The sequence below is a fragment of the Streptomyces sp. NBC_00285 genome (genome assembly GCF_036174265.1).
GTDB lineage: Bacteria > Actinomycetota > Actinomycetes > Streptomycetales > Streptomycetaceae > Streptomyces.
Genome location: NZ_CP108055.1, coordinates 8150665 through 8169069 on the forward strand (window position 1 = coordinate 8150665; position 18405 = coordinate 8169069).

Annotated in this window: 9 protein-coding genes; 6 read left to right on the forward strand and 3 right to left on the reverse strand. The window is 73.7% G+C overall.

Translation table 11 applies throughout. The features are described from left to right. The 4 genes from msrB (at position 1) to OHT57_RS37525 (ending at position 11751) form a co-directional block, all read left to right on the forward strand. Complete coding sequence (gene msrB, locus OHT57_RS37510; RefSeq protein WP_328751217.1) at positions 1–408, forward strand: peptide-methionine (R)-S-oxide reductase MsrB; 408 nt, start codon at positions 1–3, stop codon at positions 406–408. A 283-nt stretch (positions 409–691) separates the two neighbouring features. Next, positions 692–8623: a type I polyketide synthase gene (locus OHT57_RS37515; RefSeq protein WP_328751218.1), complete on the forward strand. Its 7932-nt coding sequence runs from the start codon at positions 692–694 to the stop codon at positions 8621–8623. A 29-nt stretch (positions 8624–8652) separates the two neighbouring features. Continuing rightward, on the forward strand, positions 8653–10146 hold the full coding sequence (locus OHT57_RS37520; protein ID WP_328751219.1) for a tryptophan 7-halogenase: 1494 nt from the start codon (positions 8653–8655) through the stop codon (positions 10144–10146). Between the two features lie 117 nt (positions 10147–10263). Beyond that, positions 10264–11751, forward strand: a complete 1488-nt coding sequence (locus OHT57_RS37525; RefSeq protein WP_328751220.1) for a glycoside hydrolase family 3 N-terminal domain-containing protein — start codon at positions 10264–10266, stop codon at positions 11749–11751. Between the two features lie 205 nt (positions 11752–11956). Here the strand turns inward: OHT57_RS37525 and OHT57_RS37530 are convergent, their stop codons facing one another. Next, positions 11957–13249 (reverse strand): glycoside hydrolase 5 family protein, encoded by a 1293-nt coding sequence (locus OHT57_RS37530; protein ID WP_328753440.1) that lies wholly within the window; start codon positions 13247–13249, stop codon positions 11957–11959. 8 nt (positions 13250–13257) lie between these two features. On the opposite strand from OHT57_RS37530, the gene OHT57_RS37535 reads away from it, so the two are divergent. Both OHT57_RS37535 and OHT57_RS37540 read left to right on the forward strand, forming a co-directional pair. Further along, a complete protein-coding gene (locus OHT57_RS37535; RefSeq protein ID WP_328751221.1) occupies positions 13258–14334 on the forward strand; it encodes an N-acetylglucosamine kinase in 1077 nt (358 codons plus the stop codon). Further along, complete coding sequence (locus tag OHT57_RS37540) at positions 14331–16541, forward strand: glycoside hydrolase family 3 N-terminal domain-containing protein (protein WP_328751222.1); 2211 nt, start codon at positions 14331–14333, stop codon at positions 16539–16541. Before OHT57_RS37535 ends, OHT57_RS37540 begins: the two co-directional genes overlap by 4 nt. Here the strand turns inward: OHT57_RS37540 and OHT57_RS37545 are convergent. Next, positions 16505–17389, reverse strand: a complete 885-nt coding sequence (locus tag OHT57_RS37545; protein ID WP_328751223.1) for a carbohydrate ABC transporter permease — start codon at positions 17387–17389, stop codon at positions 16505–16507. The two genes, OHT57_RS37540 and OHT57_RS37545, sit on opposite strands and share 37 nt — an antisense overlap. Then, positions 17386–18405 (reverse strand): carbohydrate ABC transporter permease, encoded by a 1020-nt coding sequence (locus tag OHT57_RS37550; protein ID WP_328751224.1) that lies wholly within the window; start codon positions 18403–18405, stop codon positions 17386–17388. Before OHT57_RS37550 ends, OHT57_RS37545 begins: the two co-directional genes overlap by 4 nt.

The following is an 18405-nucleotide window of genomic DNA, read 5'->3' on the forward strand; positions in this document are numbered from 1 at the left end:
ATGTCGTACGACGTCGAAAAGCCGGACGAGCAGTGGCGGGCCGAGCTGAACCCGGCCGAGTACTCCGTCCTGCGGCAGGCCGCGACGGAGCCGGCCTTCACCGGTGAGTACACCGACACCAAGACCGAGGGCGTCTACTCCTGTCGCGCCTGCGGTGCCGAACTGTTCACCTCCACCACGAAGTTCGAGTCCCACTGCGGCTGGCCCTCCTTCTACGACCCGAAGGACACCGACGCGGTCGAGCTGATCGAGGACCGGGCCCACGGGATGGTGCGGACCGAGGTGCGCTGCGCGCGCTGTGGCTCCCACCTCGGGCACGTGTTCGCGGGCGAGGGGTATGCGACGCCCACGGACCAGCGGTACTGCATCAACAGCATCTCGTTGCGGCTGGCTGCGGACGAGGGCTGACACCGCCCGGCACTGAGCGCCTCGATGTGCCGCGCGAGGTCGATGAGCGCGTGCGGCGCCGCCGTGGCCGGTCGCGCAGTTCCCCGCGCCCCTCGAAAGGGTGCCGCCCGGCGCTGAGCGCCCGCGCGCGAGGCCGATGACGCCGGCTCGGCCGACTCCCCCCGGCCGGGCCCGCCTTGATGGCTCGATTCGGTCGACTCCTGTTGCCCGAACCGCACTTGAGATGCGGATCGGCCGCGCGGGCGGGATACGGTGCGGACTCGGTGATCCAGAAGGAGGCCCGATGCGCGTCGGGGGAGTGGTCGACGTCCGGCCGGTGGTGGAGTCGCTGGTCGAGAACTCCTCTCGCCACGGCGGCAAGCTTGCGTTCGTCGACGACCGGCGGCAGGTGAGCTGGGCCGAACTGGAGCTCCGGACAAGGCGGTTGGCGGGCGCGCTCGGAGTCGGACGCGGGGCCAGGGTGGCGTTCTGTCTCGACAACAGCGTGGAGCTGGTCGAGGGGCTGCTCGCCACGGTCCGGGCCGCCGCCGTGGGTGTGCCGTTGAGCCCGCGCGGCACCCACGCCGAACTCGCGGCGCTCCTCGCCGACTGCGATCCCGACGTACTGGTCGTCGACCGGCGGCAGTTGGCGCGGATCGCCAGTGTGGTCGGGGAGCGGTCACCGCGCCTGGTGGTGACCGGGCAGGGGCCCACGCCGGAGGGCGTCGAGCGCTTCGACGACCTTGTGGCGGACGGCCGTTCACCCGCCCCCCGTGACGACCTCGGTCTGGACGAGCCCGCCTGGCTGCTCTACACCTCCGGCACGTCCGGCACGCCCAGGGCAGCCGCCGCCAGTCAGCGGTCCGCGCTCTGGTCGCCGGTCGCCTGCTATGTGCCCCGGCTGGGGCTCTCGGCGGACGACCGACTGCTGTGGCCGCTGCCGCTCTCGCACACCTACGCCCACTCGCTCTGCGTGCTCGGCACGACCGTGACCGGGGCGAGCGCACGGATCACCGCCTCCCGTGAACCGGCGGCTCTGATGCGGCTGATCGAGGAGTACGAGCCGACCGTCCTGGGCGGAGTGCCGCTCACCTACCAGCAGTTGCTCGACGCCGGACTGGGTGAGGTGCCCTCGCTGCGGGTGTGCGTGACCGCCGGGGCACCGAGCGAACCGGAGCTGCGGGAGCGGGTCGAGCGACGGCTCGGGGCACCGCTGCTCGACGGGTACGGCAGTACCGAGACCTGCGGCAAGATCGCGATGGAGTCACTGACGGGACCGCGGGTGCGGGGGAGCAGCGGCACCGTGCTGCCCGGCATGGAGGTGCGGCTCGTCGACCCCGGTGACGGGACGGAGGCCGACGGCACCGAAGGGGAGATCTGGGTGCGCGGGCCGGGCGTCATGCTCGGCTATCACGACGGGGCCGGTGTCCACGGCGGGGGCGAAGCGGCCCGCGACGGCTGGTACCGCACCGGTGACCTGGGGCGTTTCGGTGAGCACGGGTGCCTCACCGTCACCGGGCGCGCGAACGACCGTATCGTCCGCGGGGGCGAGAACGTCGACCCCCTGGAGGTCGAGCAGGTGCTGTGCGGGCTGCCCGGCGTGCTGGACGCGGCCGTGGTGGCGCGGCCGCATCCACTGCTCGGCGAGGTCCCCGTCGCGTTCGTCGTACCGGGGGAGCGGGCCCTGGATCCGGGCGGTCTGCTGCGGGCCTGCGCCGAGGTGCTCTCCGCGCACAAGGTGCCCGACGACATCCTGTTCACCCCGGCCATCCCCCGCACCGCGGCCGGCAAGCCACGGCGGGCCGTCCTGCGGGAGGGCCTCGCCGCCCGCCCGGCCGAGGAGGCACTCGCGGGCCTCGCCGAACGGACACCCGGGGAACGACGGGCGGCGCTGACCGAATTCGTGTGCGCGGAGACCGCCGCGATCGGCGGGGCGAGCGCGGCGGCCGGTGGTGAGGCGCCCGTGACCGACGCGGCGGCGATCGACCCCCACACCGCCTTCGCCGACCTCGGGCTCACCTCCATGGGCGCGATGACCCTCTGGCAACGGCTCGGTCTCCGCACCGGGCTGCGGCTGCCCGCCACCCTGGTCTGGGACCACCCCACCCCCGCCGCGGTCGCCGCGCACCTGGACGCGACGCTGCACGGCGACGGCACCCGCGCGACGGCACTCCCGCGCCGCGGCCCCGCCGCCGAACCGATCGCGATCGTGGCCGTCGGCTGCCGCTACCCGGGCGGGGTGCGTTCGCCCGAGGACCTCTGGCGACTGGTGTCCGACGGGGTGGACGCCACCGGCGAGTTCCCGACCGACCGAGGCTGGGACGTCGACGCCCTCTACCACCCCGACCCCGACCGGCTCGGCACGACGTACACCCGACGCGGCGGATTCCTCACCGACGCGGCCGACTTCGACCCGTTGTTCTTCGGCATCTCGCCGCGCGAGGCCACGGCCACGGACCCGCAGCACCGGCTGCTCCTTGAGGTCGCCTGGGAGACGCTGGAGCGTGCCGGCATCCCCGCACACGCGCTGCGCGGCAGCGCCACCGGCGTGTACGTCGGCCTCATGCACGGCGGATACGGCGCCGGCAGCTCCGCGCACCCGCTGGAGTCGCACCTCGCCGTCGGGTCGTCCGGCAGTGTGGCCTCCGGGCGGATCTCCTACGTCCTCGGCCTGCGCGGACCGGCCCTGACCGTCGACACGGCCTGCTCGTCGTCCCTCGTCGCCATGGACCTGGCCGCCACCGCGCTACGGGCCGGTGAGTGCACGCTCGCGCTGGCCGGCGGGGTGACCGTGCTCACCAGTCCGAAGCCGTTCGTCGCGTTCAGCCGGCAGCGCGGGCTGGCCGCGGACGGCCGCTGCCGGTCCTTCGCGGACGGCGCGGAGGGCACCGCCTGGGCCGAGGGCGTCGGCCTGGTACTGCTGGAGAAGCTGTCCGACGCCCGCCGCAACGGCCATCCCGTACTGGCCGTGCTGCGCGGCTCCGCCGTCAACCAGGACGGCGCGTCCAACGGCCTCACCGCACCCAACGGCGAGGCCCAACGGGAGCTGATCCGGCTGGCGTTGGCCGACGCCGGACTGGACACCGCCGACGTCGACATCGTCGAGGGCCACGGCACCGGGACCGCGCTCGGCGACCCCGTCGAGGCGGGCGCCCTGCTCGCCACCTACGGCCAGGACCGCGACCCGGACGACCCGCTGTGGCTGGGATCGGTCAAGTCGAACTTCGGGCACACCCAGGCCGCGGCCGGAGTCGCCGGCGTCATCAAGATGATCGAGGCGATGCGCCACGGCGCCCTGCCCAGATCCCTCTACGCCGACAAGCCGTCACCGCACGTCGACTGGTCCGAGGGGGCGGTACGGCTGCTGGACCGGGCCCGGCCCTGGCCCGGGCGTGACCGGCCGCGCCGGGCGGCGGTCTCGTCGTTCGGGATCGGCGGGACCAACGCGCACGTCATCATCGAGGAACCCCAGCAGCCGCAGGGCGCGGCGGGGAGCTCAGGGGACGTCCGCTCCGGACTGCCCGGCACCTTCCCCTGGCTGGTCAGCGGCAGCGACGAGGCCGGACTGCGCGCTCACGGCCGCGAGTTGGCGGCCGCACTGACCGACGTGGACGGGGACGCGGCTGTCCTGGACGTCGCGTACTCGCTCGCGACCACGAGGACGGCCCTGCCCCGCCGCGCCGCCGTACTGGCCGCCGACGCCGGTGGACTCCTCGCAGGGCTACGGGAGTTGGCGGACGGCGGCGAAGGTCCCGCGCTGCGCAAGGGGATCGCGCGAGGCAACCCCAAGGTGGCACTGCTCTGTACGGGCCAGGGTGCGCAGCGGACCGGAATGGGACGTGAACTGGCCGCGGCCCACCCCGTGTTCGACGCCGTCTTCGCCGAACTGTGCGACGCGTTCACCCCGTTGCTCGATCGCCCCCTGCGCGAGGTGATCGACGACCCCGACAGCGACCTCCTGCACCGCACGGACTACGCCCAACCCGCCCTGTTCGCCTACGAGGTCGCGCTGCACGCCCTGCTCGCCGACTGCGGTGTCCGACCGGACTTCCTGATCGGCCACTCGATCGGCGAGGTGGCCGCCGCGCACATCGCCGGGGTGTTCTCGCGAAGCGACGCGGTGCGGCTGGTGGCCGCGCGTGGCCGCCTGATGGCCGAACTGCCCCCGGGCGGCGCGATGATCGCCGTTCGGGCGCCCCTGGCCGACGTGGTGAAGTGCCTCGACGAGATGCCCGGCGCCCAGGTCGCCGTCGCGGCGGTCAACGGACCCGAGTCCGTGGTGCTGTCCGGCGACGAGGCGGCGGTCACCGCCCTGGCCGACCGGCTCGGGCGCGGGGCGACCCGGTTGCGGGTCAGTCACGCGTTCCACTCGCCGCTGCTCGACCCGATGCTGGACCGGTTCCGGGAGGTCGCCGAGTCGGTGACCTACCACCGGCCGTCCCTGCCTGTGGTGTCGACGCTGACCGGCCGCCCGGAACCGGACGCCGTCCGGACCGCCGCGTACTGGGTACGGCAGGCGCGCGAGACCGTGCGCTTCGCCGACGCGATGGAGTGGTCGGCACGGGCGGGAGCGACCGCGTACGTGGAGGCCGGACCGTCGGCGGCGCTGAGCACGGCCGCCGAGGAGTGCGTCGAACCGGACTCCGGGACGCTGTTCACCTGCGGTGCCGATACGGCCGCGGCCCTGGCGGAGCTGCATGTGCACGGCGTGCCGGTGGACTGGCCCTCCGTGTACGCCGGCACCGGCGCCCGACGGCGTGCCCTGCCGACCTACCCCTTCCAGCGGCAGCGCTACTGGCTCGACATCCCTCAGGGGCATGACGGCGACGGCCAGGTACTGGTCGGCGAGGCGCAGCCGGACGCGGACGGGCCCGGCACGCGGTACAGCGGTGTGCTGTCCACCGCGCGTCAGCCCTGGCTCGCGGACCATGTGATCGGCGACCGGGTGCTGGTGCCCGCGACGGTCTTCGCCGAGCTGGCCCTGCGGGCGGCAGCGGGTTCCGCACGGCTGTCCGAACTGGCCTTCCACGAACCGCTGGTACTGCCCGCGTCCGACGAGGTGCCGATCCAGGTGGTCGCCGACGCCCCGGGACAGGAGGGGGAACGGCGGGTCACGGTGTGGGCCCGGACGGCCGGCACGTCAGGGCCATGGACCCGGCACGCCACGGCGACGGTCGCCCGACCGGACGGGCCGGACGGGCCGGACGGCCCGGACGACTCCGCGGGCGTGACCGGAGCGGGTTCGCCCGTGCCGTGGCCTCCTGCCGGCGCCGAAGAGATCACGGTCGACTATCCGCGGCTCGCCGCCCACGGACACCACTACGGCAGGGCCTTCCGCGCGGTCACCGCGCTGTGGCGGCAAGGCACCGAGATCTACGCCGAGTTGGCGCTCCAGCCGACGGAGGCGTCCGACGCCGGCGCGTACGCCCTGCATCCCGCGCTCCTCGACGCGGCACTGCACGCCGCGCTGCTCGCCGAACGGGCGGGCGAGGGGCCCGGCACGGGAGCGGGCGAGGTGCGGGTCCCGCTCGCCTGCACCGACCTGACCGTGCACGCGACCGGAGCCACCGCGGCGAGGGCGCGTCTGGAACGGCTCGGGCCCGACGAGGTCCGGGTGACGCTGACCGGAGTGGACGGGCGGCCGCTGGCCACCGTCGAGTCCCTCGTCACCCGGGTGACCAGGGTCCGGCCCCCGGAGCTGTACAAGGTGACCTGGCGGCCGGCGCCGGAAGCCGGACACGCCGACACCGCGCACGAACTGCTCGACGTGGGGGACCTGTCGGCCGACCCGCCCCCGGACATGACGGACCGTGTCCGGGACCTCGTCACGGCCGTGCTCGCCCGCGTACGCGACTGGGTCGCCGACGCCCGCCCGGGCCGTCTGCTGGTGCTCACCCACCACGCCACCGGCGACGACCCGGACCCGGCCGAGGCAGCGGTGGCCGGACTCGTGCGCAGCGCCCAGTCCGAGCACCCCGGCCGGATCGTGCAGGTGGACCTCCGCGGCGCTACCGCCACACCCGCGGCACTGGAAGCGGCCCTGCGCACCGGAGAACCCGAACTCGCCCTGCACGAAGGCACGGTCATGGTGCCCAGGCTGGCCACAACAGCCTCGGCGCCCGTAGGGCCACCCGCCCTCGACCCCGACGGCACGGTGCTGATCACCGGCGGCACCGGCGCGCTCGGAGCCAGTCTCGCCCGATACCTCGTGTCCGAACACGGCGCAGGGCAACTGCTGTTGGCGAGCCGCCGGGGCCGTACGCCCGACTGGGCGGCCGAACTGGCCGCGCAGGTAAGGGTGGTGGCCTGTGATGTGAGTGACCGGGCCGCCGTCGACGCGCTGGTCGCGTCCTGCGAGCCGCCCCTGACCGCCGTGTTCCATCTCGCCGGCGTGGTGGACGACGCCGTGGTGGACGGCATGACGCCCGGACGGGTCGCCGGGGTGCTGGCACCCAAGGCCGACGCCGCCTGGCATCTGCACGAGGCGACCGAGGGCCTGGAGCTGGCCGCGTTCGTCCTGTACTCCTCGGCCGCCGGTGTGCTGGGCCGGCCCGGGCAGTCCAACTATGCGGCCGCCAACGGCTTCCTCGACGCGCTGGCCGCACACCGGGTCGCCCGGGGCCTGCCCGCGCAGTCCCTGGCGTGGGGTCCATGGACCACCGCGCACGACGAGGGCATGGCGGGCCGGGTCGCGCCCAGCCTGCTCGCCGGGGACGGGGTGCCCGCGGTCACCGAGCAGGAGGGTGTCGAACTGCTGGACGCCGCGCTGCGCACGGCGGAACCGGTGCTGGTCACCGTTCCGTTCGGCCGTGTCACGGCGGCCGGTCCGGGCGTGCCGTCGGTGCTCGGGGACCTGTTCCCGGCGCGCCCGGCCCCGGCGCCCGCCGCGTCCGCCTCCCCTCAGGCCCCCGGTGCCTGGCGCAAGACGCTCCTGGCCACTGCCGACGCCGACCGTGAGACGGTGCTGGCCGGTCTGCTGCGGGCCGAACTGGCCGCGGTGCTCGGCTTCCCGGACGCGGACGCATTTCCCGCCGACCGGGAGTTCGGACAGCTCGGCTTCGACTCGCTGACCGCCCTTCAGTTCCGCAACCGGCTCAGCGCGTTCACGCGGGTGCGGCTGGCGCCGTCGGTCGTCCTCGAACACCCCACGCTCAAGGGGCTGGCGGTGCACGTCCTTGCCGCGCTGCGGGAGGCGGGCGCGTTGTCGCACGCCGCCGCCGGAGCCTCGGACGGACCCGCGGCGCCGACCGGACCGGACAGCGCGACCCCCGAGGCAGCGGGCCAACTCCCGTCGCCCTCCTACCGGTTCAGCACCGTCTATCACCGTGTCCTGCGCGAACAAGGCCCGTTGGAAGCGATGACCCTGCGGTACGTGGCCTCGTACGCCCTGCCTCCCTTCACCGCAGCCGACCGCGCCCACCACACCGTCGAGCCGGTCCTGCTCACCCGCGGCGGCGACGCGGACGCGGCCGGCGGGCGTACCGCCGCGGCTCTGGTGTACGTCCCCGACTACCTCGCCCCCTTCCATCGCGTGCCCACCGCGCTGGCCGAACGGTTCGACGGCGAACGGGACTTGTTCTTTCTGGAGCATCCCGGGTTCGGGGCGCGCAGGGCGGTCCCGGACTCGATGGACACGCTGGTGCGGGCGCATGCCGACGCGGTGCGCGAGATCGCCCGGGGCGGCCCCGTGGTGCTGGTCGGCTACTGCGCGGGCGGGGTGATCGCCTACGAGGTCGCCCGCCATCTGGCCGGTACCGGCGAGCCCACGGCCGGTGTCGTCCTGATCGACTCCCACGCGGGCCTGCTGCAGCGCGGCGACGCGCGCGCACTCGCCCTGATGGCCGCCGGCGCCGCCCTTCCGGACGACGTAGTCGAGGAGTTCGACGACTCGCTGCTGATCGCGGGCGGCGGCTATGCGCGCGTGCTGGAGGGATGGGACCCCGCGGCGCCCTCGGGACCGTCACCCGAGGCGCCGCCCGCGTCGGCCTCCGAGCCGCCTCCCGTGCCCTCGGCGAAGCCCTCACCCACCCGGTCGTCCACCCCGGCCCCCGTGCCCACGCTGCTGCTGCGAGGCCGCCCTACCCCCGAGATGCGGCGCATCGACGCCGACGGGGACTGGCTGCCGCACTGGCCGCTGCCCCACGACAGCGCCGACGTACCCGGCGATCACTACACCGTCGTCCACCAGGACGCGGGCTCCACCGCCGCGGCGATCCGCGCCTGGCTGACCGTGTGACCCCACGACCCGCGAGAACCGGAGCTCCCATGGATCCCGAGTACGACCTGATCGTCGTCGGCGGCGGGCCGGCCGGCTCGACCGCCGCGGCCGTTGTCGCGATGCGGGGGCACCGGGTGCTGCTGCTGGAACGGGAGACCTTCCCGAGGTACCAGATCGGCGAGTCGCTGCTGCCCGCCACCGTGCACGGTCTGTGCGGCATCCTCGGGGTCGCCGACGAGGTGGCCGAGGCCGGGTTCACCCTCAAGCGCGGCGGCACACTGCGCTGGGGCCGCGACCCGAAACCGTGGCAGTTCTCCTTCTCCATGACACCCCGGCTGCCCGAACCCACGGCGACCGCCTTCCAGGTCGAGCGGTCCCGGTTCGACGAGATCCTGCTGCGCAACGCCGCCCGCGTCGGCGCCGAGGTCCGCGAGGGCACCCCGGTACGCCGGATCGTCGCCGACGACGAGCGGGTGCGCGGGGTCGAGTACACCGACCCGGACGGCAACGCGCGTACCGCGTACGGCCGTTACGTCATCGACGCGTCCGGCAACACCAGCCGGATCCACTCCGGGGTGGGCGGGACGCGCGTCTACTCCGACTTCTTCCGCAACCTCGCCGTCTTCGGCTACTTCGCGGGCGGACGCAGGTTTCCCGAGCCGAACAGGGGCAACATCTTCTGTGCCGCGTTCGATGCCGGCTGGCTCTGGTACATCCCGCTGCGCGACGACCTGACCAGCGTCGGCGCGGTGATCTCACCCGAGCACAACCCGGACGTCCAGCGGGACCCGCGAGCCGCCTGGCAGGACATGATCCGGGCCTGCCCCGAGGTCGCCGAACTGCTCGACGGAGTGCCGACCGCGACCGAGGCGCCGTACGACCAGGTCCGGGTGCGCAAGGACTGGTCGTACTGGAAGACGGACTTCTGGACCCCCGGCATGGCCCTCGTCGGCGACGCCGCCTGCTTCGTCGATCCGGTGCTGTCGTCCGGCGTCCATCTGGCCACCTACGGAGCCCTGTTGGCCGCCCGGGCGGTGAACTCCGCGCTCGACGGCAGTGTCTCCGAGGAGCGCGGCTTCGCGGAGTTCGAGGCGCGCTACCGGCGCGAGTACGGGGTGTTCTACGAGTTCCTCATCGCCTTCTACGACATGGAGCGCAACGAGGAGTCCTACTTCTGGTCGGCGAAGAAGGTCACGAAGGTCGACAGCACCGAGGTGGCCGCGTTCGCCGAGCTGGCCGGCGGGCTGGTCTCCGGCGACAGCGCGGTACTGCGTGCCCACGGGCTCGGGGGGCCCGGGGGGCTCGGTGAACAGTGGAGCGCCGCGGCCGCCGAGCTGGACGGCGCGGTCGGGCAGCTGGCCACCACCGACGACCGGGTGAACCCGCTGCTGACCACCAGGGTGGTCGGTGAGACCTTCCGCACCGGCAGAGACCTCCAGGAGCAGGCCCTGTACGGCGGCCCGCTGGACGCCTCCGGCACGGCCGAGTCCGGTCAACTCGTGCCCTCCGACGACGGGTTGGGCTGGGTCCCGGCCCAGTAGACCGGACCGCGGGAGCCACCGGCGCGGACTGGGCCGTGCGGTGGCACACACCCTGATGTGAATGGTCCAGCCATGGGAATGTTGACTTTCGGCTTGGTGAGCCAGAGGATTCCAGGAGTGACCCACACCGAACGTCCGCTTGCCCGCACCGCACTCCCCGTCGACCTCGACGAGGCCGCACACCGCTGTCTCGTCGCCGGGTTCGAAGGCACCACGGCCGTCCCCGACACCCTGAAGCGGCTCATCGACCGCGGACTCGGCGGGGTCATCCTGTTCACGCGCAACGTGCGCGACGCCGAACAGGTGCGCCGGCTCACCGACACTCTGCGGGCACTGCGGCCGGACCTGTTGGTGGGCATCGACAACGAGGGCGGCGGCATCGGGCACCTGGTGGCAGCGGGTGCCCCGGAGGTCCCCGGCTCCTACGCCCTCGGTGTCGTCGACGACCTCGGCCTCACCGCCCGCTGCGCCGACGCGCTCGCCGGGCACCTGGCCGCGCTGGGCATCACCGCCTCCTACGCCCCCGTCGCCGACATCCAGCGGCAGGCCGGCAACCCGATCGTGCGCACCCGCGCCTTCGGCACCGACCCCGACCTGGTCTCCCGGCATCTGGGCGCCTGGATCGCGGCCACCGAGGCACGGGGCGTCGCCTCCTGCGCCAAGCACTTCCCCGGGCACGGCGGCACCGTCACCGACAGCCACCACGAACTCGCCGTCGACCCGCGGCCGTACGACGAACTCGACCTCGGGCCCTTCCGGGCGGCGATCGCCGCCGGTGTGCCGATGCTGATGAGCGCGCACGTCGTCTTCCCGGCGCTCGACCCGAACCGTCCCGCGACGCTCAGCCGGCGCATCCTCGGGGACCTGCTGCGGCACGAGCTCGGATTCGACGGGGTGCTGGTCAGCGACGCGCTGGAGATGAAGGCGATCGCCGACCTGTACGGGGAGGCCGCGGGCGCGCGCATCGCCCTCGCCGCCGGGGCGGACCAGGTCATCGTCGCCGTACCGGATCTCGGGGTCAGCCTCGAGTGCCGGGACGCCGTGCTGGAGGCGTTGCGGGACGGGGTGCTGGGGGAGGAGCGGGTGCGGGAGGCCGCCCGGCGGGTGCAGCGGCTGGTCGAGCGGTATGCGACCCCGGCCGTCATGGTCACGGCGTGGGACGCGGAGGCCGGGCTGGAGGCGGCCCGGCGTGCCGTGCGCGGGCATGCGGTGCCGCACGCCGTGCCGGGCGCGCATGTCGTGGACCTGTTTCCGGCACCGCACCCCGCGCTCAACTGGGGCGGGGAGGATCTGCTGACCGAGATGCTCGCCGTCGACCCGACGGCCACGGGGACGGCGGTCGCCGGGGAGCCGGACGATCCGGACGGCGTGGTCGAGGAGATCCTGACCAGGGCAGGGGGTGCGCCGCTGGTCGTGGCCACGTGCGATGCCGGCCTGTATCCCTGGCAGGCCCGCGTACGGGATGCGCTCGTGGCCCGGCGGCCGGGCGCGGTACGGGTTGCCACCGGGCTGCCGGAGGGGACCGCGATGTGTTCCTACGGGCGGGGGAAGGCCAACCTGCGGGCGGTGGCAGAGGCGTTGAGCGCCGCGGGTCCGCACAGCTAGGTGCGGGCATGGCCGGGTGCGGCCGCCGGGGGCTGGTCGCGCCCCCGTGGCCGGCGGACCCGCGAGTCGACACCGCGCCGAGCCTCCTGGCGCGGTGCTGAGCGCTGACGGTCCGCACGGCCGGGTGCGGGCACGGCCGGGTGCGGCCGGCGGACCCGCGATCCGGCGACGCGCCGAGCCTTCTGGCGCCGACGCCCAGTCGCTCTCACACGACCTTCTCGATCCCGCGGGCGGCGAGATACCCGGCGTCCTGTGCCCGTTCCGCCAGGACGACCGCCGGGCGGGTCCCCTGCTGTCGCAGGCGCATCCACTCCTCGAAATACGCTCCGCCCGGGCCCGACACCGACCGGGTGGACGGTGTGCAGTCCAGGACCAGGGCCGTCTCGCGGGGCTCGGGCAGCGGGGGGCCCGCCCGCAGCTCCGCCACCGTCGCCGCCACGGCCTCCGCGATCGGCTTCGGCCTGCCCTGCGCGTCGAACAGGCCCAGCGTGTACTCCAGTTCCGGGAAGTCGGACAGGGACCGGTCCACGTCGTGGGAGCACCACCACGTCACGCCCCACAGGCCCTGGCACCCCGACGCGTTGAGGATCGTCTCGCGGGCGAAGTGCGGGGCGTCGGCGGCCGGGACATGGGGTTCGGGGGCGCCCGTCTCCTGGATCCAGACCGGGCGGGACGGGTCCTCGGCGTAGGCCTTGGCCAGTTCCGTGCCGTACTCGGCGAGGTGCAGGACCTGGGGGGAGCGGGGGCCGTAGAGCTGGGCGCAGCCGCCGGAGAAGACCCACGGATGGACGGTGGTGAGGTCGCCCTTGCGGGCCGAGGCCTGCGGGGTGAAGGGGTGGTCGTCGCCGTACCAGGCCGCGTCGTACGCGGAGTGCGTGACCAGGCCGGACGGGCCCAGGCCGGCGCGGGCGGCGGCCAGCAGCGAGTCCAGGTAGTGGTCGACCTCGTCGGCCGTCGCCGGGTTGTGTTCGACGAGGTTGTTGAGCTCGTTGCCCAGCTGGAGGCCGATGAGGTTCGGGCGGCCGGCGAGGGCACGGCCGAGGGTGCGGAGCAGGTCCGCCTGGGCGGCGACGGCCTCCGGGTCGGTGAAGACGTTGCGGTGGTGCCAGCTGCGGGTCCACTCCGGGTAGAAGTCGAAGCTCGACAGGTGGCCCTGGACGCCGTCCACCATGACGTCGAGCCCCGCCTCGGCCGCCAGGTCGACCAGCTGCACCAGCTGGTCCACGGCGGCGCCGCGGATCAGGGTGCGGTTGGGCTGCAGGAGCGGCCAGAGGTGGAAGACCCGGACGTGGTCGAGGCCCAGCCCGGCGATCTGGGCGAGATCCTCGCGGGTGCGGGCCGGATCGAAGTCGTGCCAGGCGTGGAACCAGCCGTGGCGGGGCGTGTAGTTGACGCCGAAGCGGAGCGTGGGAATGGGATCCTCCTCGGGTTCGGCCCGGTCCGACCTCGGTCCGGCTCGTGGTCCGCTCTTGTCCTGCGCGAATGTATCAATCACCATAGTCATCGATGGGTAATTATTTGAACCACGAATCGGATGACGGGCGCGACCTGGTCATCGGCCTCGACGCCGGCGGCACCCGCACCCGCGCGGTCCTCGCCGCCGCCGACGACGGCCGGGTGCTGGGCGAGAGCAGCGGTGGCCCCGGCAACGCCATGACCGTGCCGGTCCCGCAGCTCACCGACCACCTCACCGAAGTGCTCGCCCAGGTGGTCCCCGAAAGGGCCCGCGCCCGGGTCGTGGCCGTGACCGGCGGTTTCGCGGGCGCCACGGCCGCCTCCGAGGAGGACCCCGGCACCGTCCGGGCCCGCACCGCCCTCACCGAGGCCCTGCGCCGCCTCGGCATCCCGTCCGTCCCGGTCGGCGTCAGCAGCGACATCGAGGCCGCCTTCGCCGCGGGCCCCGGCACCCCGGCCGACGGCCTCGCCCTGGTCGCGGGCACGGGCGCGGTCGCCATGCGCATCATCGGTCGGCACGCCACGACCACCGTGGACGGCGACGGCTGGCTCCTCGGCGACGAGGGCAGCGGCTTCTGGATCGGCCGCAGCGCGGTCCGGGCCGCCCTGCGCATGGCCGACGGCCGCGGCCGGGCGACGGTCCTCGCCGGCTGGGTCGGCCGCACCCTCGGCCTCCCGGTCGACGTCCTCCCGACGTGCGGAATCCCGTCGTACGACCACGGCGGCACCGCGACACCGACCGGCACCGCCCCCCACCTCACCGGGGTCCCGGGCTGGTCACGCGCCCGGCGTGAGGACTTCCGCCGCCATCTGCTGCCCGCCGTGATGGCGGATCCGCCGATCCGGCTGGCCCGCTTCGCCCCGCTGGTCGCCGAGGCGGCCGCCGAGAAGGACGTCGTGGCCCGGGAGATCCTCGGCGAGGCGGCCGGCCACCTGCTGGACACCGTGCGGGCGCTGGACCCGAGCCCCGGTGAGCGGATCGTCGCCACGGGAGGGCTCCTGGGCCCCGAGGGCCCGCTCACGGCCCCGCTGATCGAAGGGCTCCACGCACACGGTCTGAGCCTCGACTGGGTGGCCGACGGGTGCCCCGGCGCGGTCGCCCTCGCCCGCCTGGCGCGCCGGTCATGAGCGAGGCCGTGTACCGCGACCCCACCGCCCCCGTCGACGCCCGGGTGAGCGACCTCCTCGCCCGGATGACCCTGCGGGAGAAGGTCGGGCAGCTCAACCAGCGGATGTACGGCTGGGACGCCTACCGCCGCACCCCCGACGGCGGCTTCGAACTCACCGACGCCCTGCGCGCCGAGACCGACCGTTTCGAGGGGCTCGGCGCCCTGTACGGCCTCCAGCGCGCCGACGCCTGGTCCGGCGTGGAGCACGGGAGCGGGCCCGGCGCCGAGGACGGAGCCGCACTCGCGGAGCTGGTGCAGCGGCATGTCGTGGAGCGGAGCAGGCTCGGCATCCCCGCACTGTTCGTCGAGGAGGTCCCGCACGGCCTCATGGCCCTCGACGGCACGGTCCTCCCCGTCAACCTGGCGATCGGCGCCACCTGGGACCCCGGCCTGTACGAACGCGCCGCCGCCCACGCCGCCGCCGAACTGCGCGCCCGCGGCGGCCACGTGGCTCTCGTCTCCGCCCTCGACATCGCCCGCGACCCGCGCTGGGGCCGCACCGAGGAGTGCTTCGGCGAGGACCCCCACCTGGCCGCCCGGCTGACGCAGGCGCTGGTGCGGGGCATGCAGGGCCCGGACGCCGACTTCGCCCCCGACAAGGCCCCCGTCGTCCTCAAGCACTTCGCCGGACAGGGCGCCACCGTCGGCGGCCGCAACTCCGCCGAGTCCGAGCTGGGGTGGCGGGAGCTGAGCGAAATCCACCTGCCCGCCGCCCGGGCCGGGGTCCGCGCCGGTGCCGCCGCCGTCATGGCCGCGTACAACGAGGTCGACGGGATGCCCTGCTCCGGCAACCGCGCCCTGCTCACCGGGCTGTTGCGCGAGGACTGGGGCTTCGACGGGCTCGTCATGGCGGACGGCCTCGCCGTCGACCGGCTGGCCCGCATCACCGGCGACAAGGTCTCCGCGGGCGCCCTCGCCCTCAACTCCGGTGTGGACCTGAGTCTTTGGGACGAGGGCTTCACACATCTGGAGGAGGCGGTGGAGCGCGCTCTGGTGAGCGAGGAGACCCTCGATGCCGCCGTCGCCCGTGTCCTGCGGCTCAAGTTCCGCCTGGGGCTGTTCGACGGGCGGCAGCCGACCAGGTCCGCGCCGACCGGCGGTGAGGACCTCAGCAGGGCACTCGCCCGGGCCGCCGTGACACTCCTGCGCAACGACGGCACCCTGCCCGTCGGCGAGCACGTGGCCCGCATCGCCGTCATCGGCCCCCAGTCCGCCACCACCGCCCACCAGTCGGGCGACTACACGGCTCCCCAGAGCCCCGGCACCGGAAGCAGCGTCCTCGACGCCCTGCGGCGGCTCGCCCCGCCCGGCACCGACATCCGCCACGCCCGCGGCTGCGCCCTGACCGGCGACGACCTCTCCGGGATCCCCGCGGCGGTCGCCGCGGCCGCCGCCAGCGACCTGGCCGTGCTGGTGCTGGGCGGCAGCAGTGCCCGTACCTCCGGGACCGAGTTCGACGCCAACGGGGCCGCGCTGCCGGCCGTCTCCGAGATGACCTGCGGCGAGGGCGTCGACCTGGCGGGACTGCGGCTCGGCGGGGCCCAGTACGCGCTCCTGGACGCCGTCGTCGCGACGGGCACGCCGACGGCCGTCGTCCTCGTCCAGGGGCGCCCGCACGTCGTGCCGGACACCGGCGGCGCGCTGCTCACCGCCTGGTACCCGGGCCCGTGGGGCGGCGAGGCGATCGCCGAGGTGCTGCTCGGACTCGCGGAACCGGCCGGCCGGCTGCCCGTGTCCGTCCCCCGCTCGGCGGCCCAGCTCCCCGTCTACTACAACCACAAGGACACCGAGTACGGCGGATACGCCGACGAGGGCGCCGAACCGCAGTACTCCTTCGGGCACGGTCTGTCGTACACGAGTTTCGCGTACGGCGAGCCCAGGACCGACGGCGCGACGGTCACCGTCGACGTCACCAACACCGGCCGGCGGTACGGGCGTTCGGTCGTCCAGGTGTATCTGCGGCGGCTGGTCGCCGCCACCTGGCCGCGCACCCTCGAACTGTGTGCGTTCGAGGGTGTCGGCCTGGCGCCTGGCGAGCGCCGTACGCTGACGCTGGCGCTGGAGGGCATCGGCGACACCGTCGAGATCAGGGTCGCCGCGTCGGCCCGGGAGGCGCTCGGCGTACGGGGTCAGAGCTTGACGGCCCCCGACGACACGCCCTTGTAGAACCACCGCTGCGTGATCACGAACAGCAGCAGCACCGGCACCACCGAGATCACCGAACCGGCCATGACCATCCGCTGGTCGTAGCCGAACGACGAACTCTGCAGCCGCGAAAGCCCCAGCGTCAGCGTCATGTTGCTCTCGGAGCGCAGCACGATCAGCGGCCACAGGAAGTCGTCCCAGGCACTGATGAAGGTGTTGATGACGACCACGAGGATGGCGCCCCACGCCGACGGCAGGAACAGGTACCGGAAGCGCTGCCACTCGTTGGCGCCGTCGAGCATGGCCGAGTCCTCGATCTCGCGCGGGACCGCGAGGAACGCGCCGCGCATGAGGAGGACGTTGATGGCGCCGACGAAGCCGGGCAGCCACACGCCGGCCAGGTGGTCGACCAGGCCCAGGTCGCGGATGCTGATGAACAGCGAGACCATGATCGACTCGAAGGGGAACATCATCGAGGCGATCAGCACCACCCAGACCGCCTTGCGGCCCTTCCAGGCGGGCTTGGAGAGCATGTAGCCGGCCGTCGTGGAGAAGACCAGCTGGCTGGTGATCGACAGGGCGACCACGATCAGGCTGTTCTTGATGTACGACCACACCGGCACCTGGTCGAAGACCGTCCGGTAGGCGCGCAGCGACGGGTGGTGCGGCAGCAGGGTGGCGTCGGCGCCGAAGACATCCTCGCTCGTGCCCTTCAGGGAGGCCAGCAGCTGCCACAGCAGCGGGCCCACGGTGAGGCCGAGCACCAGGAAGAGGAGCAGATAGCGGACGACGAGCTCGCGCGGGCGGCCGTAGTCACGCCAACGCGGCATCAGGCGACGGCGCTTGGTCTCGACGACGCTCGTCGTCATGACTCGTCCTCCTTGGTCAGACGCTGCGCCAGCAGGGTCAGCCCCAGCGTCAGCGCGAACAGGGCGACGCTGACGGCCGAGCCGTATCCCGCGTTGCCGGTGATCGGGTCCAGGCCGACGTCCCGGATGTAGAACGGCAGGGTGCGGTCGGCGCCGCCGGGGCCGCCGGTGGAGCTGCCGAGCATGTAGATCTCGGTGAAGACCCTGAGTGAGCCGATGCCGGTGAGGGTGCCGACGAGCATCATGGCCGTCCGTACGCCGGGGACCGTGATGTGCCAGAAGCGGCGGACCGCGCCGGCGCCGTCCATCTGCGCGGCCTCGTGCAGTTCCTTGGGCACGTTCCCGAGGGCGGCGAGGTAGAACACCATGTACCAGCCGAGGCCCTTCCACAGGGTCAGGCCCATCGCCGAGAGCAGGATCAGCCAGGAGTCGGACAGGAAGGGGATGGCCGACTTGATCAAGTGGGCCTTCTCCAGCCAGGTGTTGACCAGGCCGTCGTCGGCGAGGAGCCACTGCCAGCTCAGACCGACGACCACGCTGGAGGCCAGCACCGGTGTGTAGAAGGCGGACCGGAAGAAGCCGATGCCGGGGAGGTTCTTCTCCACCAGCACTGCCAGCACCAGCGGCAGCAGCACCATCAGCGGCACGACGATCACCGCGTACAGGATGCTGTTGCGGGTGGCGAGCCAGAAGTCGTCGTCCTGGAGCATCCGCGTGTAGTTGTCGAGTCCGACGAAACCAGCGGTGCCGCCCAGCGGCTTGGCGTTGGTGAACGACAGCACGACCGTGTTGAGGAACGGGAACACCCCGAAGACCACCGCGCACACGATCGCGGGGGCGGTCCACAGCCACGGCAGCCACCAACGGCGGTACATGGCCGCTCCGTTGGCCCCGGGAGCGGGACCCGGCAGCGCGGCCTTGGCGAGTCGGCGGAGGCGGGACGGGGCCGGGGCCGGGGCCGGCGCGGAGGTCTGCGCCTCCACGCCGGACACCGGGTTCGTGATCTGTGCCGTCAC